Source organism: Actinotignum sp. UMB0459, from assembly GCF_051905915.1.
Lineage (GTDB): Bacteria > Actinomycetota > Actinomycetes > Actinomycetales > Actinomycetaceae > Actinotignum > Actinotignum sanguinis.
Window position 1 is genome coordinate 56,392 of record NZ_JBQAIK010000008.1, and the last position, 25,448, is coordinate 81,839.

Sequence of the window (25,448 nt, forward strand, 5' to 3'; positions counted from 1 at the left end):
TATCCAAGCATAAAGCAACTCGCAACGGAACAGATATTCCGTGAAAAATTGCCGCACGCTTGCGTCCGCACCGCATTCACACCTTCGCGTGAATCGCTACGGCACCGAGGTAACAAGTCCTGATTCTTTTACCTGTTGTCCGTATCAATCGGTCAGGCACAAGCGACTCTCGATTTATATTGTCCGGCACGGGCGGCGGGCGTGTATCACTCGCTGTCCGCGCCTACGTTTATCCTAACGCGCTTCTGCGCAAAAACATTCCCTGACACGTGAGATGAGCGGCGCATAATCCCGCGGCGCCCCCGGCGGGCGCGCCGATACGCGACTTCACGTCACCATCCGTCTCACATGTGTGAGGAATCACTTTTTTCGATGAGTGTTACTCCCATTCGATCGTTGCCGGCGGCTTGGAGGTTACGTCCAGAACCACGCGATTCACTTCCGCAACCGAGTTGGTGATGCGGTTGGAAATATGGGCGAGCACATCATAGGGAACGCGTGCCCAATCGGCCGTCATCGCATCTTCGGAAGATACCGGGCGCAGCACGATGGGATGCCCGTAGGTGCGGTGATCACCCTGCACGCCCACCGAATGAACCTCCGCCAGCAGTACCACCGGGCACTGCCAAATCTCAGCGTCCAGCCCGGCCGCGGTGAGTTCTTCGCGAGCGATAGCATCCGCTTCACGCAGGATGCGCAGGTTATCTTCGGTGACTTCACCAATTACGCGAATCGCCAGGCCCGGCCCCGGGAACGGCTGGCGGGCCACGATTTTCTCCGGCACGCCCAGTTCACGCCCGATGGCGCGCACCTCATCTTTAAAGAGGCTGCGCAAAGGCTCGATAAGCTCGAAATTCATATCCTCGGGCAGGCCGCCCACATTGTGGTGGCTCTTAATATTGGAAGCACCTTCTCCCCCGCCCGATTCCACCACGTCGGGGTACAGGGTTCCCTGTACGAGGAATTTCACATCCTCCCCGCCCCCGAGCTTATCTACCAGCTGGCGCTGCGCGCTTTCGAAGGAGCGAATAAACTCCCGCCCGATGATCTTGCGCTTCGTTTCCGGATCGCGCACACCCGCCAGCGCGGACAGGAACCGCTGCGATTCATCGACGGTGAAGATACGGATGCCGGTACTTTCCGCGTAATCGCGTTCCACCTGCTCGCGTTCACCGGCGCGCAACAGCCCGTGGTCAATGAAGAAGCAGGTGAGCTGGTCGCCAATAGCTTTGTGCACAAGCGCGGCGGCAACCGAGGAGTCCACCCCGCCGGAGAGCGCGCAGATAACCTGCGCGGAACCCACCCGCTCGCGAATCTGGGCCACTTGCTCGTCAATAATGGAGGAAGGAGTCCAGTTCGGGCTAATCCCCGCGCCTTCGTAGAGGAAGTTTTCCAGTGCGGCCTGACCGCGCTGGGAATGGAGCACCTCCGGATGCCATTGCACGCCAAAGAGCCGGCGCTTGCGGTCTTCAAATGCGGCCACCGGAGTTTCATCGGTGGCGGCGGTAACGGTGAAGCCTTCCGGGGCTTCGCTCACGGCGTCCCCGTGGCTCATCCACACAATTTGCTTATTTTCCAGACCTGCGAAGAGGCAGGAATCGCCGGCGGTGCGGGCTTCGGTACGCCCGTATTCGCGAGTGCCGGTGCGTCCCACGCGCCCGCCTAGTGCCTGGGCCATCGCCTGGAACCCGTAGCAGATCCCGAGGATGGGCACCCCGGCCTCAAAAATATCCTTATCGATTGCGGGCGCACCCTCCGCGTACACGGATGCCGGGCCGCCGGAAAGAATAATGGCCGCGGGGTTTTTCGCCAGCATATCCGCGGCGGACATGGTATGCGGAACAATTTCTGAATAAACGTGTGCTTCACGAACGCGCCGCGCAATGAGCTGAGCGTACTGCGCACCAAAATCGACAACAAGAACCGGGGAATTATCGCTGGTATTCACGCTGTTCATTCTAATGATTAAAACGCGCCGGCGCCTACTGGGAGCCAGGCCGCACCCGGTGCGGGTCTAGGACCTTCGTCACCGCGGAAGAACGACGGCGCACATCCGAGCGCACGGGACTGAGCTGGGCATGCACATCTGCCCGCAAGATGTGAGATTATTTGAAGGGATATCCCAGCGTGGATACGCCTATTTTTTCAAGGGTCCGCAGGGGCCGGAAGGATAAGAAAGTGACCTACAGCGTATATTTCACCGCGGTAGAAGGCAATGCGGGCACCCAGGCGGTTGCCAGCGCCTACGTTGATGTACTCACCTCCACTTACAAGAACGTCGGGGTGTTCCGGGCGTTCACCAACGGAAATATCGAAAATGACTCCGCCTTCCTTCAGCTGCTCGACCAGGTTGGCCGGGGCGAGGATCGCGATATCGCCTGGGGTTCGAGCCGGCAGGCCTACGTGGCTGACGAAGAAGAAGCCATGACCCAGCTGGTGAATCGCTACACCGATTACGTCCAGAACTTCGATGCGGTGCTCATCCTCGGCATTCTGGATGGGGACCCCATTAATCCCGGGATGCTTTCGCGTACCGGCCGCACCATCGCCAACCTGGGAACCACCGGCATCGTTGCCGTCTCGGCAGCCCAGCGCAATGCCGCGCAGGTGGAGGTTGTTGCCCAGCTTTCCGCGAAGGAAATCGCGGATCGCTACGGAACCCTGAGCGCCCTCATTGTTGTGGACGCTGATGACACCGTGCCCACTACCATGCGTGACCTGGGCATTCCTACTATTTATCTCCCCGACGGCGAGGCGCGTTCCTTCAGCGAAGCGGACCGGGCCACCCTCGTTGCCGCGATGGAAGAGGAATCCTCGGTTATTACCCCGCTGTCCTTCCAGGCATCTCTAGCGGCCCGGGCCCGCAAGGCAAAGAAGCGCATTGTTATGCCGGAAGCCGAAGATGACCGCATTTTGCTAGCCACCGCCCAGATCCTGGCTCGCGATATCGCAGATATTACGCTGGTCGGGGAAAAGGATGAGGTTCTTGCCCGGGCAGCTGAGCTCGGGGTGGATGTGTCCGGCGCGGAGATTATTTCCCTGGATGACCCGGAGCGGGTGCGCCGCTACGCGGAAAAGTTCGCCGAACTGCGCGCCAAGAAGGGCGTGACCTACGAGCAGGCCGTGGAGAAGATGAAGGATCCTTCCTACTACGGCACCATGATGGTCTACATGGGGGACGCCGATGGCATGGTTTCGGGCGCGAACCACACCACCGCGAATACCATTGTTCCTTCCTTCCAGACCATCAAGATGAAGCCCGGCACAAAGACTGTCTCCGGTGCTTTCCTCATGCTCATGGATGATCGCGTCTACGTGTACGCCGATTGCGCGGTCAACACCAATCCCACCCCGGAAGAGCTGGCCGGCATCGCCATTGATTCGGCCCGCACCGCCCAGCAATTCGGCATTGAGCCGCGCGTGGCCATGCTCTCCTACTCCTCGGGTACCTCCGGGAAGGGACCGGATGTGGATGCGGTGCGCGAAGCCACGGAACTCGCGAAGAGCCTCGCCCCCGAGGGCGTTCTTATTGACGGCCCGCTCCAGTACGACGCTTCGGTGGATGCCGCGGCCGCGAAGAAGAAGCTGCCTGATTCGCCGGTAGCCGGCCGCGCCACGGTATTCGTGTTCCCGAATCTGAATGCCGGCAATATCGGCTACAAGGCCGTGCAGCGTTCTTCGGGTGCGGTGGCCGTGGGCCCGGTGCTCCAGGGCCTCAATAAGCCGGTCAACGATCTTTCCCGCGGCGCGCTCGTGGAGGATATCGTCAATACCGTGGCGATTACCGCGATCCAGGCGCAGGAATAAGCTGCACCCGGCATTACACTGAAGTTATAGGGGTGGGCGTCCACCCGGTCACAGACACAAGGAGATCATTTTGTCCGTTCTCGTAATTAATTCCGGCTCCTCCTCGATCAAGTACAAGGTCGTGGACCCCGAATCGGGTGAGGAACTCGCCTCTGGCCTCGTGGAGCAGATCGGCCTGCCCTCCGGCCACGTCAAGCACGAACACGGCGAGGACGTGCGCGAATGGGAAGGCCCCATTCCCAATCACGAAGTCGGCATGGAGAAGGTGCTCGAGTTCTTCGACGCCGCCGGCCCGTCCCTGCATGACGGCTCCATCCGCGCCGTCGGGCACCGCGTGGTTCAGGGCGGTAAGTACTTCGATGGCCCGGCCCTCATTACCGATGAGGTGCGCCAGAAGATCGAAGATCTCCAGCCGCTCGGCCCGCTGCACAACCCGCCGGCCTTGGAGGGCATCAAGGTGGCGCAGCGCCTGCTCCCCAACGTCCCGCACGTGGCGGTTTTCGATACTGCCTTCTTCCAGAGCCTGCCGGAAGAGGCCGCTCGTTACGGCCTCAACCGCGAGATTGCCGATAAGTATGAGATCCGCCGCTACGGCGCGCACGGTACCTCGCACCAGTATGTTTCCGGTGAGGTAGCAAAGATCCTCGGTCGCGATGATCTCAAGCAGATCGTGCTTCATATCGGTAACGGCGCCTCGGTTTCCGCGGTGGATTCGGGCCGCGCGGTGGAAACTTCGATGGGCCTGACCCCGCTGGAGGGCCTCGTTATGGGTGGGCGCACCGGTGATATCGATCCGGCCGCCGTCTTCCACCTGGCTCGCGAAGCGAAGATGTCCATCGATGAAATCGATAAGCTCTTCAACCGCCAGTCCGGTATGGCCGGCCTGACCGGTTCCTCCGATCTGCGTGACGTGCATGCCATGGTGGAAAAGGGAGATAAGAACGCGAAGGAAGCGGTGGATATTTACGTTCATCGTATCGTCAAGTACATCGGCTCCTACACCGCGATTCTTGGCGGCCTGGATGCCCTGACCTTCACCGCCGGTGTGGGTGAGAATGACGATATTATCCGCAAGGAAGTTCTTGATCGCCTGGCTCCCTTCGGTGTCAAGTACGATGCCGAAAAGAACTCCACGCGCTCGAAGAACGCGCGTGAGATCTCCACGGAGGATTCCACGGTGCATGTGCTCGTGGTTCCCACCAATGAGGAGCTGGCCATCGCTCAGCAGGCCATGACGCTCGTCTAGGCACGCGCCCGTTACTTTCGGGTATGACGACGCAGCGGGGGGGAGTAACCGATCCGGTTACTCCCCCCCCCGCTTATTAGGCTCTGTGCTTATCAAGCAATGATTGCTACCCAAGGCTGCCCCCATACCCGAGGGGGCGAGGCTGCTCTCCGCTACCGTTTTCCTGGCAGCTACCGGCTTTCGGAGGCCGGGACCGCTCCCATGCCGAGGGCTTGGAGTGCAATGGCGCGATTATGACGCACCACGGCCCGCACCTGGCTCTCCTCCCACTCCCGCATGCCTTGCTGGAGTGCTGCCCGGGCATCCGGTGTGCATGCCACCCCGAACTCGTCAATAACAAAAAGGAGGATTTCTTCCAAGCAGGGCCGGAATCTGCGCCCACCTACCGGGAAATGAACATCGGCAATACGGGGAGTGCGAGCCTCATTCTTGATGCGCCGGCGCGAGCGCCGGGAATTCTTACCGCCCAGGAGTAAAGCATGTGTCCATTCATCACGATGGGAATGTACCTGGACATGCGCGCAGGGAATATTCGAGCGTGGCGAGCGAATATAATCCCAACGCACCAAAGGCTCACTACTTTTTGCTCCCCGGATGACCGAGAACGTTGATTCCTCAACGGTAAGAAGACCGGTCTCCGGATTGAGAAAAACCGCGTAATCGAAGCGGACAATGAGAAAACTACCAGCGTAAATACTTCCCGACAATATCATTGTCGGAGGCTCTTCTTGCATAAGTGTTTGCTTCACGACAGAAAACTCGGGGTCGAGAAGCTCCCCAATCGACTGTAAGTGCGCCGCAAATTCATCGGCACGCTTATTTAAGTATTCGTTCACCACGGCACACTTCCTCGAAGTAATCTAGGCCCTTCATCTCGAAGTAGGCGTCAGATTCTTCCGGTCCGAGCTGGTAGTTATCAGCGCGCCGATCGAATTCTTCTCGAGTCATTCTCACTTCACGCAAGATCTCTTCCTTGCGCTTGAGAACATCTTCAAGCGAGTTGTAAACACGGTCCGGGAAAGACAAACGGTACGGATGTGTAGTCATGATGTGCCGCTCCTTCAGTCACAGAGTTCCAGGTCGGTACCTTCCTTCTCCGTCATTCTCGCATGACGTGGAGGCACCGCATAGACCTATTCGGCGCTCTGTGGACAAAGGTGGCGTTAGGAGATTCTGTGGACAACTTCTAGCCCGCAACCACCTATTTCCGGAACCTGGGTAACGCTCAGTTTTTTGGCAGCTACCGGCTTTCGGGGGCCGGGGCCGCTACCCGCTTGCGGATGAGGGTAATAAGCTCGGGAAGCACCGTGTAGAGATCCCCAACGATTCCGTAATCACAGAATTCGAACATTTCCGCTTCGGGATCATTATTGATCACCACGATCACGCCGGAATCCGTGACTCCCGCGGTATGGTGAGGCTGGCCGGAAATACCGATGGCGATATACAAATCCGGGGCGATAACCGTGCCCGAAAGCCCAACGTAGGAATCACGCGGAAGCCACGCATCCCCTTCGGCCAGCGGGCGGGTTGCTCCTTCCGCGGCATCCAGAACCTCGGCAAGCTCATGGAAGAGCCGCAGGTCCTCCTTGGCGGCGAAACCGCGACCGGCACCTACCACCCGGGTGGCGGTGGCCAAGCGCCGCTCGGACACATCTTCCGCTTCGGCTACCGTGATCCGCGCCGGCGCTATCGCGCCGGCCGGGGCCGCTACCTCCGCTACCGGAGCATCACCTGCGCGAAGCGCATTTCCATATCCCGCGGCAGCGCCGGAGCAGGCTCCCGTACCGGGCAGAGATCCGATAACGCCCACGAAGGTCACTCCCGCGCGCGCGTAAGTTTCTAGGGAGATCGCACCGAAACGCCCGCTGACCACGTGCGCGGCGCTGACTTCCCGCACATCGGTGAGGATGGGCCAGCCGCGCCGGCCGGCGATCTCCCCGCCCAGCGCGCGTTCGCTCGGCTCGTTAGGAACCAGCACAATATCCCCGGGTTGGGCATCCACGAGCTCGGTAAGCGCCGCGCTCAGGGCCTCCGGCGGCACATCGCTGGCGTGCGTGATGACCTGCACGCTGGTCGCATCCGGGAAGGCGGGCAGCTGCGCACTTTCCGAAGCCATGTCACCTTCGGGGACAAGAGCGAGCACATGAACTGCATCGTAGCGGCGCAGGGCCGGAAGGAAAGGCGAAATAGCAGCGCCGGCCGTGATCACCCATACCGCGTGCTCCGGGGCCGCGCCGGTAGCCGCCGATGCCTCTGCCGCGGGAGTGCCGGCGGCCTGAAGGGCGGCGTCGTCGCCAGAAATACCGGTGGAACCAGCGGTGGGGAGCAGGCCGCGCCGATCTAGAATTCCCACAAGTTCGCTCACGGCGCCGGGACCGTCAAGGATTTGGTGAAGCCGAGGTTGGACGGGCGGAACCGCACGCGCGATGGGGTCAAGAGTACGCCCTTCCATATCGCCAAGGTCGGCGGCGGTGAGAAGCTGCGCGGGTTTCTTGGCGGCGTCGAGGATATCCTTCATGGCCGGGACTTTGACAGCCGCGGCATCGGAGGTCACCGCGATGACCACCGGGCCGGTCACGCGCACCTCGCGGCGCTGCCCGCCGGTGTGCTGGGTGAGGAGAAGATCCTCTCCCGCCGTGGTGATGGCTGAAACATCCTGGAAAGACGGCCAGCCCAGCGCCCCGGCAATAACGCCGGAAACCATCTTCGAGCCTTCGTCGGTGGAACCCGGACCGGTGATGAGTGCGGTGATGGTGCCGTCGCGCTGGACCACCCGCGCCAGGGCCTCCCCCACCGCGGTGGAATTCCAGCTGGTGGTGGCATCATCACTCACCACGAGGAGGCGATCCGGACCTTTGGAGAGCGCGTTCTTGCGCAGCGCCGGAGTGCCGATGGAGTCGGGGCCCAGGGTGATACCCACAACCTCGGTGCCCAGGGCGTCGCCGAGTTCCCGCGCTGCCCGCATGGCAACGGCGTCGTCGTCGCTAATGGAGAGGCGCGCGCCGCTCCAATCCACCACACCGGAATCCAAAACGTGCGCTGAACGTGGATCACCGGCAATTTTGTAGGCAACCGCAATGGTCATAAGTGTCCCCTGACGTAGTCGTTAGGCTTGCACATTATCTTAGCTCTCCCGCGGCGCGGTGGGCTCCGTCTCCTCATCCGGCAGCCGCGATCCGAGGGCTTCGGAAAGTACCTGCGGGGCCGCGGCGCTGCGAGCGGCGAAGAAGATCGCCACAATAATCATCGCTAGACCGGTCCAGAGGTTGAGGTTGATGCCCGCGGCTTTGGCCAGATCTTCCTCGGTCACGAAGAAGAGCCCGTAGCCGGCCAGCATGATGCCGAAAACCCCGAACATGATGGCGATCCAGGTGCGCAGGTCAAAAAGCGAGAGCCGCCCGAGGCGCGCCTCGGGTAGTTGCGCCTCCGCCGCCGCGCCCGCATGGCTCGCGTTTTCTCTGCCCGCATGGCTCGCGTTTGCCGCACCCACGTGGCTCGAGTCCGCCCCGCCCGCGCGCGCGGCGCTCCGCCGCGCTGCGTCGTCGTTCATATCGTCGCGTCCCTTCATTTACAGCACCACATTGAGCACCGCGCACACCGTCAGCACCGCGATACCCAGCGGAAGCGGCTCTTCCCACCAGTGCAGTTTTTCGCCGGTGAGGGCACGTTCGCGGGCTTCGGCCACCCGGGCTTCGTGCAGTTTGGGGGCCGGGCGCGCGCCCTTAATATCCATCTTGACACGGCCCCACACCAGCCCGTCGAGTTCCTCAATCGGCTTGGGGCGCGTCATTTTCGTGACGAGCACCGAAACGATGAAATCAGCGATAAAAGCAATACCGGAAGCCGTAAAGGAGGCCGCCTGGGAGGAATTGAAGTCCAGCAGCCCGTTTGCGTAACCAAGCTGGATAAACCCGGCCCCGGCCGCGCCCGCCACCAGGCCCCACAGCCCGGCCTGCGGGCTCATACGCGCCCAGAACATTCCCATAATGAACGTGGCGAACAGCGGAGCGTTGAAAATGGACTGCAGCATCTGGGTGTAGTCCTGAATATTGGAGAATTCCGCGGCAATAAACGCCGCCCCGACGGCGATGAGCACCCCGATGATCGTCAGGCGCCGCCCGATTTTAATGTAGTAGGTATCGCGCCGGCCCGGGCGCACGTAAGTTTCCCAAATATCGTAGGTAACCACAGTATTGAAAGACGAAACATTCGCCGCCATCCCGGCCATAAAGGCCGCAATGAGCCCGGCGAGGGCCATGCCCAGCAGCCCGTGCGGGAGTACCTCCCCCATAAGGGCCGGGAAAGCTTCATTATGGGTGATCTCTCCGGTGTGCAGCTGCGGGATGAGGACCGCGGCAATAAGCCCGGGCACGATAATAATAAGCGGCAAAAACATTTTCGGGATCGCCGCGAGAATCGGGGTCAGCCGTGCCGAACGCATATCTTTGGCGGAAAGCGCCCGCTGCACCTCGGTGAAATTCGTGGTCCAGTACCCGAAGGAATTGACAAAGCCCATCCCCAGCAGCAGCGCGATCCAATTCCCGTACGGGTTCGTGGTGTTACCGAGCCCGGTTCCACCCCACACATCCAGGCCGTTCGGGCCGAGTACCTGGGTCTCATTGAGTGCGGCGATCAGACCACCCGGCCCGCCCACCCGCGCCAGCCCGGCGATGGTGAGCGGGGTGAGCACCGCAACGATGAGCAGGAATTGCAAAACCTCGTTGTACATGGTGGCGGTGAGCCCGCCCATCACCGTATACACGAGCACCACACCGGCCGCGATAATAATCGAGGCCCATAGCGGCACCCCGATGAGCACATTAATGAGAAGCGCGAGGGCGAAGAGGTTAATCCCGGCCACCAGGATGGTAGCCACTGAGAAAATCACCGATTGGTAGAGGTGGGTGGGCCGGTCGAAACGCAAACGCAGATATTCGGGAACCGAACGCACCCGCGAGCCGTAGTAAAAGGGCATCATGATGAGCCCGAGGAAAACCATGGCCGGCACCGCGCCGATCCAGTAGTAGTGCACCGTCGGTAGCCCGTATTGGGAACCGGAAGCCGCCATCCCGATGAGTTCCACCGCCCCGATATTCGCGGAGAGGAAAGCCAGCGCGCAGATCCACGCGGGCAAGGAGCGCCCCGAGAGGAAAAAATCTTCCGAAGTATTCACCTTGCGCCGGGTAACCACGCCGATGACGAGGACCAGCACCAGGTAGAGCACCACGAAGCTGTAGTCGAAAGCGCTCGCGTCGAGCCGCAAATCCATGCTTTAGCCCTCAATTTCGGCCAGGGAAACCACCCGGTGCTCGCGTTGCGATAACCGTACAGCTTCCGCGATGCGTAGGGAGGCGACGGCGTCGTCGACCGTGGCGGGAATCTCCCCGCTACCCGCAACTACCTCCAAGAACGCCTCAATTTCACGTTCGTAACACGCGGCGAAGCGGGCGATGAAATCCACCCAGGCGGGCTCTTGCGGATAGGAAACCCCATCCTCAAGGGAACGCACGGGCAGTTTGCTATCGAAACCAACCGCGAGGGTTTCCTTGGTTCCGTGCAGTTCCATGCGCACGTCGTAACCGTGGCCGTTGAAACGCGAGGATTGCGCGGTGGCCAGCACATCGCCTTCCAGGCGCAGTACCGCTGCTGTTTCGCATACATCTGCGAAATCGCGGAAATCAGGCAGGCCCAGGTCGGTGCCGAAAGCCATTACTTCGATGACTTCCCGCCCGGTTACCCAGCGCAGCATATCGAAATCGTGGATGAGGCAATCGATGTAGATGCCACCCGAAGCCGCCAAGAATTCACGCGCGGCCGGGGCCTGGTCCATGGTTCCCATGCTCAGGCGCCGCAGCTGACCCAGGCTTTCCTCGCGCACCGCCGCGCGGGCCCGGGTGTAGGCGGTGTCGAAGCGCCGCTGGAAACCAACCTGGATGCGGGCCCCGCGCTCGCGGGCCGCCGCGCGCACCTGCAGGGTCGAGGCCAGCGACGTGGATACCGGCTTCTCGGTAAACATGGGGATCCCCAGGTCCATGCCGCGCAGTAACTGCTCGGCGTGCACATCCGTGGGGCTGGTGAGGACAAGGGCGTCCAGGGTGGGATCAGCGAGGGTGGCGTCCACGCTTGCTTCACTGATACGGGCACGAGTTGCAGCCTCACCCTGGAGTTCTGCGACGACGGCGGCACTGCGCTCCGGCTTCGGTTCGGCAATAACAAGTTCATCAACACGGTGGGCGAGAATGCGCGCGTGCATAAGCCCGGCGCGACCCGCTCCCAGTAAACCAATTTTCAACAGGGATTCCTTCCAAACGTGACATTAGCCTAAAGCAATTTCAACCCCGCCGAAGAGACCCGCGTCACACACCCGCAAACTTGCATCTTCCCTAGTTCTGTGGTTCATTAGTTATGTAACTAACCAAGAAGGGAGGATGCGATGGAGTTCAGTTCAGCGGTGCCTATCTATGTGCAACTCGCCGAAGATCTGCGTCGTCGTATTCTTTCCGGCGAATTAGGGCCCGGAGAAAAGGTCATGTCTACCACCGAATACGCCACTACCTACCGCATTAATCCCGCCACCGCGAACAAAGCTTTTTCCCTCCTCGTAGAGGAAGGAATCCTGGAAAAACGCCGCGGCATCGGCATGTTCGTCACCGCGAGCGCCCAGGCGGCCTTACGCGAACGCGGGCGCGCCACCTACCTGAGTGACACCCTCGCCCCGGCCCTGGCCGCGGGCCGGGTGCTGGGCCTGAGCCCGGCGGAAATTTCCGCACTCGTCTCGACCTATTGGGAGGAGAACCAATGATTAGTATCGAGAACCTGAATTTCAGCTACCGGCGCGGCAGCCGCGCCCTCGATGACCTCAGCGTGGAGATCGGTCATAACACCATCACCGGCCTCTTTGGCCGCAACGGCTCAGGCAAGTCCACGCTCGGGATGCTCATCGCCGGGCTCCTCCCGATATGGCGCAGCCACGGGCGCGCCACAGGGAAAATCTTTATTGACGGGCATCCGGTGGATGAGAACCCGGAAGTCATGCCCGGGGTCGCCTATATTCCCGCGCGGGTGGAGGCTCTTTCCGGCTCGCCGCTCACCCTGACCATGGATCTGTGGCGCATGGCCCGCCCCACCTGGGATGAGGATTTCGCCCGGGAGCTTTTCGAGCTTTTTGAACTGAATCCTTCCCGGACTGTCGATGGGTTATCGGTAGGCCAGCGCTCCCTTTTCTCCGCGATTTTGGGGCTGGCAGCGCGCTGCCCCATTACCGTATTCGATGAGGTCCACCTGGGGATGGACGCGGTGATGCGCGAACTGTTCTACCGGGTACTGCTCAGTGATTTCGCTGAACATCCGCGCACAATCATCCTCTCCTCCCACCTGCTTGAGGAAGTGGAAAATCTTGTCGATAGCGTGGTTTTCCTCCACCGCGGCAAGCTCCTGGAAGCCGGTGACGCCGATGAGGTTCGCGCGCGCCATTCCACGGATAGCCTCGCCTCCCTCACCGATGTGCTCGTAACGACGACGCTCTCCCCCGCCCAACGCGAACGCCTGGCACGCCCGCTGGCAGGCCACGCGCCCCGGCCCGGTACCCCGCCGGCCGGCACGGTGGCTGCCACCGGGGAACCCACCCGCACCCAGATTGGAGTCGATCATGATTAAGCTGTATCACCGCGTCAATTCCGCCATTGATCTGACCGCTCGGCGCGTTATCGGATACCGCGGCCTTTTCTCCTATTTCTACCGGACTCTGTGGCTGATCACGGGGTGCACCCTGATTTTCATTACTGCACTAGCCCTGGCCACAAGTAACCTCCCGCATATGCCTATCGAAGGTGTCGATCACGATTTCCTCAACTGGATTATGCTGACGTGGATCTGCTTGGCTTGCGGAATGGCCATGGTAGCAATGCTCTCCACGATTTCCATGCGTGCTCATCTGCAAGCAGGTACCACGCGGCGGAAGTTCTTCACCACCCTGGCACGTGCGGCCGCGCGGATGAGTGCCGAATACTTGGCGATCACCGCCGTGCTCCTCCTCATCGCGTTCACCTTGATACGCAGCGGGAACGGTTCCCGGCTCCTCGATGGCGCCACCTTGATGAACGGGAACGCGACGGAATCCGGCAGCATCTGGTTCACGCTCATTCCCATGTGGCCCGGTGTTCTAGCATTGTTCTTCACCATTGTTCTTCTCACCACCTTCTTCCTACGCTGGTCGCTGAGCACACTAGGCCGGGCAGCCCTGGTGGTCATCGCCTTCTTTGCCGGGCTCTCCCTGGTGGGCTACCTCATCGGCATCACGGGCCTGGGCGGATTTATTCGCCGCCTCTGGCTGCCCCACTGGGAGAGTTTCAGCGCCTGGGCCGCGCGCACCGGCACGGACTTCGCACACTGGATTGAGCGGGTGGGCGATTCCGCCGGCATCTCCGAATTCCTCACCGCCAACAAGGCATTTATGGCGATGATCGCCTTCGTGCTGATCTTCGGCACCTGCGCCGTGATGAGCTGGGCGCTGGCGCGGCGCTCCACCGGGCGGCTGCATTTGGTGCGACTCTAGCTGGAAGGGCTGGAAGCGGGAACCCGCTGCGGGGCGCGCGGTGACGCGCGTCCCGCAGCGCCGTCGTCGTTCCTACCTAGGAGCAGCGGCAGGCCGCACCGTAGACTAAGCACATGATTATTGGCGTTCCCACAGAACTGAAGAATAACGAATACCGGGTCGCGCTCACCCCGGCCGGTGCGCGCGAACTCACCGCGGCCGGGCACACGGTGCTGGTCCAGGCCGGAGCCGGGGCGGCCTCCGGATGCGCCGACGCCGCCTACGCTACCGCCGGGGCACGGATCTGCGCCGCAGCAGCCGAGGTATGGGGCGCCGATGCAGTTCTCAAAGTCAAGGAACCCGAACCGGAAGAATACGGATACCTCCGTGAAGACCTGGTGCTTTTCACCTATCTGCACCTGGCCTCCCAGCCGAAACTGGCGCGCGCGCTCCTGGATGCCGGCACCACCGCCATCGCCTATGAGACCGTGCGCGAACGCGCCGCGCTGCCGCTGCTCGCCCCCATGAGCCGGGTGGCCGGCAAACTCGCCCCCATTGTGGGTTCGCATTACCTCCTCGACGCGCAGGGCGGGGCCGGAATTCTTATCGGCGGGGTGGCCGGGACCCGTAAGGGCAAGGTGACCGTTATCGGGGCGGGCATCGCCGGGGAATCCGCCGCGGTTATGGCCGCCGGGATGGGTGCGAATGTCACGATCCTGGATATTAATATTGAGCGTCTCGCCCAGCTGGAGATGCGCCACGCCGGAATGCTCACCACCCTGGCTTCCACCGCGCAAACCATTGAGGAGCAGGTGGCGGATGCCGATCTGGTTATCGGCACGGTGCTGGTGCCGGGCTCCTCCACCCCGAAACTGGTGACCTCCGCGATGGTGGAGCGGATGCGCCCGGGCAGCGTGCTCGTTGATATTGCCATTGACCAGGGCGGATGTTTTGAGGATTCCCATCCCACCACCCACGATGAGCCGACCTTCACGGTGGACGGCAAAATTTTCTATTGCGTGGCCAATATGCCCGGCGCGGTTCCGCGTACTTCCACAGAAGCTCTCACGACGGCGACACTCCCCTACGTGGTGCGCCTGGCGGGCCAGGGGTGGCGCGCGGCCACCAGCGCGGATCCCGGTTTCGCTAGCGGCGTGAATATCAGCGGTGGGAAAATCACCCACCGCGGGGTTTTTGATTCGCTGCGCGCACAGCTTGACCTGCCCGAATCTGAATTTGACGATTCCTGCGTGTCGCAGGCAATGGCAGACTAGACCCATGAGCGATTTTTCCTCGATCTACAGTCACGGTTTTGTGCGCGTGGCCGCCTGCTCCCCGGAAGTGGTGCTGGCCGATCCGCAGCGCAATGCCCAGGCCATTATTGCTGCGGCCCGGGAGGTGAGCGCGCGGGGAGCGGCACTGGCCGTATTCCCGGAACTGAGCCTCACCGGGTATTCCGCGGAGGATCTATTCCTCCAGGATGCGCTGCTGCGCGCCACCCTGGATGGCCTGGAAACCGTACGCGCGGCAAGCGTGGAATTCGATGCGGCCCTTATCGTGGGGGCGCCGCTGCACTGGCGCAACCGCCTCTACAACTGCGCGGTTGTGCTCCACCACGGGAATGTGCTCGGGGTAGTTCCCAAGTCCTATATCCCCAATTACCGGGAATTCTACGAGAAGCGGCATTTCGCTTCCGGGGCGGGACTGCGGAATGCGTCAATCGAGCTACCGGGTGTGCGCACGGATGCCGCCTGGAGCACCGGGCTTTCCGAGGAAGCGAAGGCCGAATTAGCGCAAACCGAGGAAGCCTGGGCCTATACGCTCGGGCGGGATACCGTTCCCTTCGGCCCGGATCTGATTTTCTCCGCCAGTGATATCCCGGGCTTCAGTTTCCACGTGGAAATCTGTGAGGACATGTGGGTGCCTATCCCGCCTTCGGCGCGCGCGGCCCTGGCCGGGGCGCAGGTGCTCGTTAATCTTTCGGGTTCCCCGGTCACGGTGGGGCGTGAAGATGACCGTGACCTCCTTATTCGGGGAGCCTCGGCACGCTGCGCAGCCGCCTACGTGTATGCGGCGAACGGGGAATGGGAATCCTCCACCGATCTAGCCTGGGATGGCCAAACCGTTATCTACGAGTGCGGGGAAAAAATCGCGGCCGGGCAGCGTTTCTCGGCTGGCCATAGCGCCACCCTGGGCGATATTGACCTGGATCGTATCCGCCAGGAACGCCAGCGCAACGGCTCCTTTAATGACAATGCGCTCACCCAAGGAACCGAACGCGATGCCTACACCGATCCCGGGGCGGATTCTTTCCGCACCATTAATTTCACGGCCGGTATCCCGGATATGAGCGCGGTTGCCCCGGCGCAGCAGCGCCTGCACCGCGAAGTGGTGCGTTTCCCCTTTATGGGAGGTAGCGAACGCAATCCGGATCGCGATTGTTTTGAGGCTTTTTCCATCCAGGTTTACGCACTTATCACCCGGCTGCGGGCCACCGGTTCCGCCAAGGTGATTATCGGGGTGTCCGGCGGGCTGGATTCCACCCATGCGCTGCTGGTGGCCTGCCGGGCCATGGATCTTATGGAGCGCCCCCGCACGGATATCCTCGCCTATACCCTGCCCGGTTTCGCTACCTCGCAGCACACCAAGAACAATGCCTATGCGCTGTGTGAGGCCGTGGGGGTGCCGCTGGAAGAAATCGATATTCGCCCGGCGGCCCGCCAGATGTTGGCCGATATGGGCCATCCTTTCGCGAATGGCGAGCCGGTCTATGACCTCACCTTCGAGAATGTACAAGCCGGGTTGCGCACCGATTACCTATTCCGGCTGGCCGGGTTCCACAGCGGCATCGTGCTGGGTACCGGGGATCTTTCGGAACTGGCCCTCGGGTGGTGCACCTTCGGGGTGGGTGACCATATGAGTCACTACAATGTCAATGCCGGGATGCCGAAAACCTTTATGCAGCACGTGCTGCGCTGGATGGCGCGCCAGGACTTCCTGGCCGGCGCGGCGGCGCAGGCCCTCACGGATATTCTCAATACGGAGATTTCCCCGGAGCTGGTTCCCGCGGATGCGGGCGGGGCGCTGCAATCCACCCAGGAGAAAATCGGCCCCTACGAACTCCAAGATTTCACCCTCTACTTCGCGCTGCGCTACGGTTTCCGGCCCTCGAAAATTGCTTTCCTGGCCCGGGAAGCCTGGGGCGATGCCTCCCGCGGTTTCTGGCCGGAAGGTATTGAGGGCGATGCCCGCCACACCTATAACCTGGCGGAGATCAAGACGTGGATGGAGCTGTTCTACCGCCGTTTCTTCTCCCAGCAATTCAAACGTTCCACTCTCCCGAACGGCCCGAAGATCCTTTCGGGTGGCTCGCTCTCCCCGCGCGGGGATTGGCGGATGCCGTCCGATGCCACCAGCCGGGTCTGGCTGGCCGATCTGGCTACTATCCCCACGGAGGACGCATGATTTCCCTGCAAGAAACCGTTACCGAGGATTTCCTGGCGGCCTGCCAGCGCCTCATCCCCCAGCTTTCCTCGAGTAGCGCGCCATTATCACGTAGCACCGCCGCGCAGTTGCTCGCCCAGCCCGGGGTCTACCAATTGGTGTACCGGGTGGAAGAAGGCGCCCCGATCCTCGGGATGCTCACCCTCGTGACTTTCCAGATCCCCACCGGAACGCGCGCCTGGATCGAGGACGTGGTGGTGGACGACGCCGCCCGCGGCCACGGCGCCGGCCAGCAACTCGTAGAAGCCGCCCTGGCGCACGCGGCCCGGCTCGGGGTGAAATCGGTGGATCTGACCTCCCGGCCCAGCCGCGAAGCTGCCAACCGGCTCTACCGGCGCTGCGGTTTCGAGGCGCGGGATACCAACGTATACCGCTATCACGCCCAGTAAATCGTGGTGCTCTGAGCGGTCCGGGCCTGGCTGCATACAGCTTGACGGGGCGCGTGCGCGCTTAACCCTGCGCGCCCGGCCCCGGCGCTAGTGGGCGCGCACCACCACTTGAGCGCGCTGGAACTCCTTGCAATCGGAGTAACCATTAGCGGCCATAGCGTGACGCAGCGCCCCCATAATATTGGTGTGCCCGCGGGCGCTTGAGGTGGGACCGGTGAGGATTTCTTCCAGGGTTCCCGCGGTGCCCACCCATACGCGTTCCCCGCGGGGTAGGCGAGGGTGGCGGGCTTCCGGTCCCCAGTGCCAGCCACGCCCGGGTGCTTCGCTGGCCCGCGCCAGAATAGTTCCGAGCATCACGCCGTCTGCTCCGCAAGCGAGGGCTTTAATGAGGTCCCCGGAGCTACCTACCGAGCCGTCCGCAATCACATGCACGTAGCGCCCGCCCGATTCGTCAAGGTAGTCACGGCGGGCGGCCGCGATATCGGCAATCGTCGTCGCCATCGGGGCAGCGATCCCCACGGTACGCAACGTCGCGGAAGCGGCCCCTCCCCCGTAACCGGCCAGCACCCCGGCCGCGCCGGTGCGCATGAGATGCAATGCGCTCTGGTAGGTGACGGCCCCGCCCACGAGCACCGGAATATCAAGATCGTAAATAAGACCGCGCAGGTTGAGCGGTTCACGGGTGGTAGATACATGCTCGGCACTCACCGTGGTCCCGCGGATGACCAGGAGATCCAGGCCGGCATCGGCGGCCGGCGGCACAATTTCTTTCGCGTGCCCCGGCGAGCAGGCCCCGGCCACGGTGATTCCGGCTGCCCGCAGCTGGGCGACCCGGTAACGCACCAGCCCGGTATCGATGGGGCGTTCCGCGTAGACCTGCTGGAGCCGCGCGGTGGCGTGTTCGGGAGCCAGCTGCGCAATTTCTTCGTACAGCGGGGTGGGGTTCTCATAACGGGTCCACAGACCTTCGAGGTCCGCCACGCCCAATCCTCCGGCGCGCCCCAGGCGGATCATCATATCCGGGGAGGCCACCGAATCCATGGGGGCACTGAGCACCGGGATATCGAGGTGGTAGGCGTCTAACTGCCAGGCGGTAGAGACTTCGCGAACGTCGCGGGTGCGCCGGGTGGGCACAATCGCGACGTCGTCCAGGGTATAGGTTATCCGCGCGCGTTTGCCGCGCCCAATCTCGATTTCGCTCACGCCCTCCACTTTACCGGCCCGCGCCCGCCGCGGCTCGGGCCGCACCTACCTGGTTTCAGCTCCGAGCACGCGCGCGAGGAAACGCGGGGCGAACGTCTTTTCGTAGGTGCCCACGAATTCCTCGACCTGCCCGTTGAGCCAGCGCTTGAAGGCGAGGATATTGGCATCATCCGCATCCTCCGAAAAGTCACCGGAAATCCCGAAAGTGTTGTAGGTATCCAGGCCCTCATCGCAGGCGTATTTGAACATGGCGCGCTCCACCGGGTAATCGCGCGCGTAGGCGGACAGTGTTTTATCCATCCCGCCCAGCAGCAAAATGAGTTCGGAACCGACCCGGAATCCGAGTGCGGCATTGAAGGGAATCTCCGCGTCGCCGCGCTCGGCCAGGGTTTCGCGCGCCATTTCTTCCTGACCGTCAAGCACCTCTAGGCGCTGGGCGGCCTGCTCAAGTTCCCGCTCGCGTGCTTTTGTTTCTTTGCGCCCGCGCAGCACCTCAATCCGCTCGTGCACCTCAGTGCGTTCGGCGGCAATTTGGTCGAGGTAGCGGCGCGGAGACACGTACGCCACCGCGAGCAGCGCGCGTTCGGGGCCCATATCCGCCATGAGATCGCGGTAGAAACGCACCGCGGAGGCCGAAAGCGCGGGCATTCCGTCCGTGCGGTCCCGGGTACTCGCGTAAAGCTGGGCGAAAACATCGAAGTCTTCCGGCCCGAGGAAACGGGTCTGCACCCCGTAGCGGTTTTCGTTATTGAAACGACGCCGCAGTCCCTTGGCAAGCGTGGCTTTGGCTTCCTCGAAGTTCATCCCGGAGATGGTTTTGGTGTAGATCCAACGCAATTGAATATCGGAGCGCTCCCCGAATTCGTAAGGGAGGTGGCGCCAGCCATCGCGTTCGAGGGCTTGGGAGACCGTGCCGGCAACCGGGTTATCCTCAACGGGCGTAATGTCCGTGTACCAGCGGCGCGCCAGAATCGGGTTAATCCGAGCGGTGAGCAGGCGCGACTGGGAAGCGAAATGCCGATTGAGCCCGCTGAAGAAAGCGGCAACTACCTCGCGCTGGCTCCAATCCAAGGTGGGCCCGTAGGCGAGGGAAGCCCGGGTAAAAATCTTCTTCCAGGGCTGATACATAATGAGGCCGGCACCGCAAACAGTGCCGGTTTCGTCGCGTACGCCCACGTATTCCACCCGGTAGCCTTCGGCTTGGCGCACCCGCCCGTAGCTGACCGTTTGGGAGAGGAAACACCGTTGCGTGGCCATATAGTCGTTATAGTCATTCTCGGATAACACCGCGAACTGCATAGCGTTCCTTTCCTACCGGGCAGCTCAGAGCCAATTCGTCAGCTCCCTATTAGAGTAACTTAAGCTGAAACAGCCCTGGAAATGCGATATGGCTGCCAGCGCTTATTTTGGTGTGGTAAGCGCCGATTTTTATGTCGTAGGGGCCGATTAGACTACAAAGCACCAGCACAGAAGCGCGGCGCGGGCCGCGGAAAGGATAAGAACCGTGTGGACCACGCTGCCGCTTATCGGCTTTGATACAGAAACAACCGGGGTGGATCCCCGGCGTGATCGCCTCGTCACCTGCTCGCTCGTGCGGGTGGATAGTGAGGGCAGCTCACGGCAGTATTGGTTGGCAGATCCCGGGGTAGATATTCCGGAGGCGGCCAGCCGGGTGCACGGCATCACCACGGAGCAGGCACGTTCGGAAGGCCGGCCCATCACGGAAGTTCTCGGTGAAATCGCAGATGTTTTGGGGGCACAGCTAGCGGCCGGCCAACCGGTGGTGGCTTTTAACGCCTCCTATGATTTCACGCTGCTCGAAAGTGAACTGGCCCGCCACGGGCTCCCCACCCTCAGCCAGCGCCTCGGCGGGGATATTTTCCCGGTTATTGACCCCTACCTGCTAGATCGCGGGGTGGATCGCTACCGGAAGGGTAAGCGCCGCCTGGAAAACCTCGTTATGCACTACGGGGTATTCCAGGATGATTCTTTCCATAATGCGGAAGCGGATGTGGTGGCCACGCTCCGGGTATTGGGAGCCATGTTGGAGCGCTTCCCCCAGCTGCGGGAAAAAGAGCTGCGGGAAATCGTGGATATCCAGATCGCGGCCGAACGCGAATTCCAAGAATTTTTACGCAAGGTAGGCCGCTCGGATGGCCCCAAGGAAGGCTGGCCCGTCCCGCGCGCCTAAACCCAGCCACGTGTGTAGTTCGCAGGGTTCTTCCTACCGGACCACGCACAATTCGGCCACGCGCGTCACCCAACCATGCAAGAAGCCGGGTTGCGGCGTCGTACCTTGCGGCGCATAGGGAAGGCCGGGAACATATCAGTGTGTTCCCGGCCCTCACTACCGCCTTCAGCCATGCCACTCGCGGTGGTTCCCACCGGAAGTCTATGTATGGCTAGGCGCCTTTAGGACTTGAGCCCGGAGTAATTCGGGGCTTCCACAGTCATCTCCACGTCGTGAGGATGCGATTCCTTGAGGCCGGCTCCGGTCATGCGGACCATGCGGCCCTTTTCCTTGAGTTCGGCAATGGTGGAGGCACCCGAGTAAAACATGGTCTGGCCCAGGCCGCCCACCAATTCGTAAAGCACCGAAGCCAGCGGGCCGCGGAAGGGAATCTGGCCTTCGATGCCTTCCGGAATGAGCTTCGCATCGGAGGTCACATCGGCCTGGAAGTAGCGATCCTTGGAGTAGGACTTCTTGCCGCGCGAGCTCATCGCACCCAGGGAGCCCATGCCGCGGAAGTGCTTGTACTGCTTGCCGTTCACGAAAATAACCTCGCCGGGAGTTTCCACACAGCCAGCCAGGAGCGAACCGAGCATAACCGTATCCGCACCGGCCACGATGGCCTTGCCAATATCCCCGGACCAGTGCAGGCCACCGTCCGCGATCAGCGGGATACCGGCCGGCTTGCAGGCGCGCGCCGCGTCAACAATAGCGGTCACCTGCGGCACGCCCACACCGGCCACCACGCGGGTGGTGCAGATGGACCCGGGGCCCACCCCAACCTTGACCGCGTCAACGCCGGCGTCGATCAACGCCTGGGCACCCGAGCGGGTAGCAATATTTCCGCCGATAATCTCCACGCCGTCGAAACCAGAATCGGCACGCAGGCGGCGAATCATATCGAGGGCAAGCTTCGCTTCCCCGTTCGCTGAATCGATCACGAGCACGTCCACACCCGCATCGGCAAGCATCCCGGCCCGCTCCCAAGAATCGGTCAGGTAGCCAACGCCCGCACCCACGAGGAGGCGCCCCTGGGAATCCTTCGACGCATTGGGGTACTGCTGGGTTTTAACGAAATCTTTGACGGTGATGAGGCCGGTGAGGCGCCCATCCTCATCAATAAGGGGCAGCTTTTCAATCCGGTGGCTCTTGAGGAGCGCCCGCGCATCCGCGCGGGACACTCCCGTGGGTGCGGTGACCAGCGGCATGCGGGTCATAACATCCTCAACCCGAGTGGTGGCATATTCATCTTCCGGAACGAAACGCAAATCACGGTTGGTAATAATGCCGAGCAGATGCTTCTGCTCATCCACCACGGGAAGGCCGGAAACTCGATACTGCCCGCACAGGGCATCAAGCTGGGCGATCGTGGCATGTGGAGCAACGGTCACCGGATCGGTGATCATACCGGATTCGGAACGTTTAACCTCGCGAACCTGCTGGGCCTGATCTTCCGGGGAAAGATTACGGTGAATAATCCCAATACCGCCCTGGCGTGCCATCGCAACAGCCATATCGCGCTCCGTCACCGTATCCATAGCCGCGGAAGCCATGGGGGTTTTCAGCACAATATTGCGGGTCAGGTGGGAAGAGGTATCGACTTCGGAAGGAATAACATCAGTTGGTTGCGGAACAAGCAACACATCGTCATAGGTTAGAGCAAGAGGAGCAAAATCGTTCACGAAATCCATTTTCCCATGTTATCGCGCCTAGCTGATAACTCCAATGCGGCCGGCACGCGAAAATCAACACAGCTCGCGTGTACCCCGCCCCCGGGCACAGCTGCAAACTCCCAGTTCACGAGCGTGCCCGCGGCTTATATACAACTAGCCCGCAGGCCGGCGGACTCACCTAGGAGCCACGCCAGCCCGCGGGCTAGCAGCGTGGGAGCGCCCCCTTAACGGACTCGGCGGACGGCCGGAGTATCTACGCCGTCGCCATTCCAGTCACCCAGGAGATGCGCATCGGTGTGCTTACCGAAGGAGTACACCGCGCTGGCGGGGCCGGAGCTCAAGGACCCGGCCAGGTAGTAGGCGTTACCGCGGACCACCGCAATCGTGTCCTTTCCGTCGCCATCAGTATCACCCACCAGGGCGATATCCGAGGCACGGCCGAAGGAGAAGGTGGCCGAGGCCGCCCCTCCCAGAGAATCCTGCACGAAGAAAGTATTACCGCGCTGGACCGCTACTTCGTCACGGCCGTCGCCATTGAAATCGCCGGCCAGGTAGGTATCCCCGTGGCGCCCGAAAGTGAAGACGTGGTCTGCCACGCCGCCGCGCAGGGAATCCACCGCGTAAATGGTGTTTCCACGCACCACGGCTACGGTGTCTCGACCGTCGCCGTTCCAATCCCCCACGAGCACCCGGTCACCGGCCTTCCCGAAAGCAAATACCTCGGTAGCGTTCCCGGAGAAGCCGTTAGTCAGGAGGAACTGGTTACCGCGCACAACGCCGAGGCTATCCACGCCATCACCATCCCAGTCCCCGTAAATGAAGTCTTCCCCGGAACGCCCGTAGCCGGTGTCGATACTGCCGGCTCCCGAGTTCCAGTTATTGGTGGCGATGAAGCGGTTGCCCGCCGCAGCACCCGGCTTCGCGGGCTGTTCCGGCTGCGTCGGTTCCGGCTTGCTCGGCTGCGTCGGTTCCGGAGTACCCGGATCCGGCGTTACCGCGGCGGGAGCAACGGCCACCTGGAAGGACACATCGGTGGGCCCGGCCACCACGCGCAGCACGGAATCCGCGGGCGCATCGGCTGGAACCACGACCTGCACGGTGGCCCGGCCGGTGTTATCAAGAGCCGGAGTGACGGTGGTGTCCAGCGCCGCGCTACCAACTTCCACCCCGTTGAGGTAGACGGTGACTTTCTCACCCTTGGGTTCGGTAGAGGTATGGGCCAGCGAGGAGAAGCTCAGCTCCGCGCTTGCACCCGCCCGCAGGGCATCTTCCCCGGTAATGCCCACCGAGGTCTGGTTATAGCGGATCTGGTAGCCGGGATTGGCCTTGAGGAACGCGTTGAATACATCGTTATCGATAAGCCCGGTATCGGCGTAATTGCTACCTTCGCCCAGCACCGTGAAGCCGTCACCGCCGGCCAGGATGAACTGGTTGGAGGCCACGGTATAGACCTTCTTACCCTCCCGATCCAGTTTCTCACCGTTGATGTAGACGGCCTTGACACGCTGGCCCGGGGTGGCATCCGCCGCGGCGTCGAAAACGTAATGCATATTGTAGGAGAGCCCGAGGCGCAGCATGGGCCGCGAGGCGCCTTCCTTGTCATTCCACTGCTGTTCGAGCATGGTGTAGATCTGCGCTTCGGTCAGATCCACGGTGGCATAGGAGTTCCCGAACGGCTGCACCGTGTAGGACTCCTCCAGGGTGACGATGCCGTCCCCGTTGGGGTCTAGATCCGCACGGATCCCGCCCGGGTTAATAATGCCGAAATCGGCCTTTTTCTCCATGCCTTGAGAGTACTGGTAGAAAGCTTCCGCGATCATATTGCCGGCCGAGGATTCGGTCCCGCGGTTCGCCCCGGTATCGTTCCCGTTATTGGTGCCACGGTTCGCGATTCCCTCAATGGTCCCGATCTGCTGAGCGCCCAATTCCTTGGCTTTCACTTCGGCAGCCTGGTACATCTTGTCGATATCGGCTGACTTGGGGACCTCGGGGTTCTTGTAGTCAATCGCAATATTGGCGGCCTGAGCACTCACGAGCTTCTTAGCTGCGGCGTCGTACACAAAAGTGTAACGGCCGTACATGCGCCCGTATTCGCCCACTTCCAGAACCGGCGCGCCCGAAGGCGTGGTCACGCTATCCACGGCGAGGTGCGTGTGACCGGCGACGACGGCGTCCACATCGCTTCCGAGCGTTGCCGCTACCGCATTATTGGCGTGCATCAGGGCGACGACGATATCCGCCTCCCCGTTGCTTTCGTCCCCATCCTTGAGCAGCGCGGCCTGGGCATCCACAGCCTTGACGGGATCCTTAATATCCAAGCCGGTAATCGCGGTGGGAGACACCAGGGTATTGAGCTCGTCAGTCACACCGGAAACGAAAGCCACCCGCACTCCGCCAACCGTCTTAGCGGTGTAGGGAGCGATTTTTTCCGTATCGATACCGCCCACACTCGCCAAAGTCCACGGGAATTCGGAGGCCGGTACGATGCGGTTCTCGAAATCCTTGACGCCCTGGTCGAATTCGTGATTGCCCGCCCCGGAAAGGTCGAGCTTCATGGCGTTGAGAATATCGAGGGTGGGCTGGTCATTGGCGATCGAAGAAACGTAGGCGGAGCCGCCCACCAGATCCCCGTTGCCCACGAAGAGGGTATTCGGATTGGCCTTGCGCAGCTCATCAATCTGGTAATCGAGGGCAGCCGCATTCTCGATATGGCCGTGGAAATCGGAGATCGCCGCGATGTCAATGGTGACGTGGTCGGCTGGCGCTGCATGAGCCGGCGTGGTGAGCACGCCGGCGCCCAGTACCGCGACCGCACCGAACGCGGTCATACGCCGAAGGGAGAATATGGTCATGGTGTTCC

At 61.8% G+C, this 25,448-nt stretch carries 20 protein-coding genes; 9 read left to right on the forward strand and 11 right to left on the reverse strand.

Annotated elements, in window-relative coordinates:
• Positions 1-379 precede the first annotated feature (379 nt).
• On the reverse strand, positions 380-1,957 hold the full coding sequence (guaA, locus tag ACTFPK_RS01935; RefSeq protein WP_274733267.1) for a glutamine-hydrolyzing GMP synthase: 1,578 nt from the start codon (positions 1,955-1,957) through the stop codon (positions 380-382).
• A gap of 221 nt (positions 1,958-2,178) precedes the next feature.
• Here guaA and pta point away from each other — a divergent pair, with 221 nt between their 5' ends.
• Together pta and ACTFPK_RS01945 are read left to right on the forward strand one after the other, a co-directional pair.
• Entirely contained in the window at positions 2,179-3,807 is a 1,629-nt protein-coding gene (gene pta, locus ACTFPK_RS01940) for a phosphate acetyltransferase (protein WP_439910966.1), read from the forward strand.
• 70 nt (positions 3,808-3,877) lie between these two features.
• Positions 3,878-5,053 (forward strand): acetate/propionate family kinase, encoded by a 1,176-nt coding sequence (locus ACTFPK_RS01945; RefSeq protein ID WP_126134734.1) that lies wholly within the window; start codon positions 3,878-3,880, stop codon positions 5,051-5,053.
• Positions 5,054-5,223: 170 nt separating this feature from the next.
• Here ACTFPK_RS01945 and ACTFPK_RS01950 read toward each other — a convergent pair whose 3' ends face one another.
• The 6 genes from ACTFPK_RS01950 to ACTFPK_RS01975 all read right to left on the reverse strand — a co-directional run bounded on the left by ACTFPK_RS01950 (position 5,224) and on the right by ACTFPK_RS01975 (position 11,348).
• Entirely contained in the window at positions 5,224-5,766 is a 543-nt protein-coding gene (locus tag ACTFPK_RS01950; protein WP_274733270.1) for a hypothetical protein, read from the reverse strand.
• A gap of 103 nt (positions 5,767-5,869) precedes the next feature.
• Entirely contained in the window at positions 5,870-6,100 is a 231-nt protein-coding gene (locus ACTFPK_RS01955; RefSeq protein WP_274733272.1) for a hypothetical protein, read from the reverse strand.
• A gap of 193 nt (positions 6,101-6,293) precedes the next feature.
• Positions 6,294-8,141: an FAD-binding protein gene (locus tag ACTFPK_RS01960; protein ID WP_274733273.1), complete on the reverse strand. Its 1,848-nt coding sequence runs from the start codon at positions 8,139-8,141 to the stop codon at positions 6,294-6,296.
• 39 nt (positions 8,142-8,180) lie between these two features.
• Positions 8,181-8,624, reverse strand: a complete 444-nt coding sequence (locus tag ACTFPK_RS01965) for a hypothetical protein (protein WP_274733275.1) — start codon at positions 8,622-8,624, stop codon at positions 8,181-8,183.
• Positions 8,625-10,325: a sodium:solute symporter family protein gene (locus ACTFPK_RS01970; protein ID WP_274733277.1), complete on the reverse strand. Its 1,701-nt coding sequence runs from the start codon at positions 10,323-10,325 to the stop codon at positions 8,625-8,627. It lies immediately after the preceding gene.
• A gap of 3 nt (positions 10,326-10,328) precedes the next feature.
• On the reverse strand, positions 10,329-11,348 hold the full coding sequence (locus tag ACTFPK_RS01975) for a Gfo/Idh/MocA family oxidoreductase (RefSeq protein ID WP_274733278.1): 1,020 nt from the start codon (positions 11,346-11,348) through the stop codon (positions 10,329-10,331).
• Between the two features lie 141 nt (positions 11,349-11,489).
• On the opposite strand from ACTFPK_RS01975, the gene ACTFPK_RS01980 reads away from it, so the two are divergent.
• The 6 genes from ACTFPK_RS01980 to ACTFPK_RS02005 all read left to right on the forward strand — a co-directional run bounded on the left by ACTFPK_RS01980 (position 11,490) and on the right by ACTFPK_RS02005 (position 17,482).
• Positions 11,490-11,858 carry a GntR family transcriptional regulator gene (locus ACTFPK_RS01980; RefSeq protein ID WP_274733280.1) on the forward strand — a complete coding sequence of 123 codons (369 nt, stop codon included), beginning with the start codon at positions 11,490-11,492 and terminating at the stop codon, positions 11,856-11,858.
• Entirely contained in the window at positions 11,855-12,712 is an 858-nt protein-coding gene (locus ACTFPK_RS01985) for an ATP-binding cassette domain-containing protein (protein ID WP_274733282.1), read from the forward strand. Before ACTFPK_RS01980 ends, ACTFPK_RS01985 begins: the two co-directional genes overlap by 4 nt.
• Positions 12,705-13,610: a hypothetical protein gene (locus tag ACTFPK_RS01990; RefSeq protein WP_439910967.1), complete on the forward strand. Its 906-nt coding sequence runs from the start codon at positions 12,705-12,707 to the stop codon at positions 13,608-13,610. The genes ACTFPK_RS01985 and ACTFPK_RS01990 overlap by 8 nt, the downstream gene beginning before the upstream one ends.
• A 113-nt stretch (positions 13,611-13,723) precedes the next feature.
• Positions 13,724-14,863: an alanine dehydrogenase gene (gene ald, locus ACTFPK_RS01995; protein ID WP_274733286.1), complete on the forward strand. Its 1,140-nt coding sequence runs from the start codon at positions 13,724-13,726 to the stop codon at positions 14,861-14,863.
• A gap of 4 nt (positions 14,864-14,867) precedes the next feature.
• On the forward strand, positions 14,868-17,054 hold the full coding sequence (locus tag ACTFPK_RS02000) for an NAD(+) synthase (RefSeq protein WP_274733288.1): 2,187 nt from the start codon (positions 14,868-14,870) through the stop codon (positions 17,052-17,054).
• Entirely contained in the window at positions 17,051-17,482 is a 432-nt protein-coding gene (locus ACTFPK_RS02005) for a GNAT family N-acetyltransferase (RefSeq protein ID WP_274733289.1), read from the forward strand. The genes ACTFPK_RS02000 and ACTFPK_RS02005 overlap by 4 nt, the downstream gene beginning before the upstream one ends.
• Before the next feature lie 87 nt (positions 17,483-17,569).
• Here the strand turns inward: ACTFPK_RS02005 and ACTFPK_RS02010 are convergent, their stop codons facing one another.
• Both ACTFPK_RS02010 and ACTFPK_RS02015 read right to left on the reverse strand, forming a co-directional pair.
• The gene (locus tag ACTFPK_RS02010; RefSeq protein ID WP_274733290.1) at positions 17,570-18,685 is read right to left on the reverse strand and encodes a GuaB3 family IMP dehydrogenase-related protein; all 1,116 of its coding nucleotides are present in this window, start codon (positions 18,683-18,685) and stop codon (positions 17,570-17,572) included.
• 45 nt (positions 18,686-18,730) lie between these two features.
• Positions 18,731-19,984, reverse strand: a complete 1,254-nt coding sequence (locus ACTFPK_RS02015) for a lipid II:glycine glycyltransferase FemX (RefSeq protein ID WP_274733292.1) — start codon at positions 19,982-19,984, stop codon at positions 18,731-18,733.
• 205 nt (positions 19,985-20,189) lie between these two features.
• Here ACTFPK_RS02015 and ACTFPK_RS02020 point away from each other — a divergent pair, with 205 nt between their 5' ends.
• Complete coding sequence (locus ACTFPK_RS02020) at positions 20,190-20,876, forward strand: exonuclease domain-containing protein (protein ID WP_274733294.1); 687 nt, start codon at positions 20,190-20,192, stop codon at positions 20,874-20,876.
• A gap of 221 nt (positions 20,877-21,097) precedes the next feature.
• On the opposite strand, the gene guaB is transcribed toward ACTFPK_RS02020, so the two are convergent.
• Both guaB and ACTFPK_RS02030 read right to left on the reverse strand, forming a co-directional pair.
• Positions 21,098-22,606: an IMP dehydrogenase gene (gene guaB, locus ACTFPK_RS02025; RefSeq protein WP_274733296.1), complete on the reverse strand. Its 1,509-nt coding sequence runs from the start codon at positions 22,604-22,606 to the stop codon at positions 21,098-21,100.
• A gap of 206 nt (positions 22,607-22,812) precedes the next feature.
• Positions 22,813-25,440, reverse strand: a complete 2,628-nt coding sequence (locus tag ACTFPK_RS02030; RefSeq protein ID WP_274733298.1) for a 5'-nucleotidase C-terminal domain-containing protein — start codon at positions 25,438-25,440, stop codon at positions 22,813-22,815.
• Positions 25,441-25,448 lie beyond the last annotated feature (8 nt).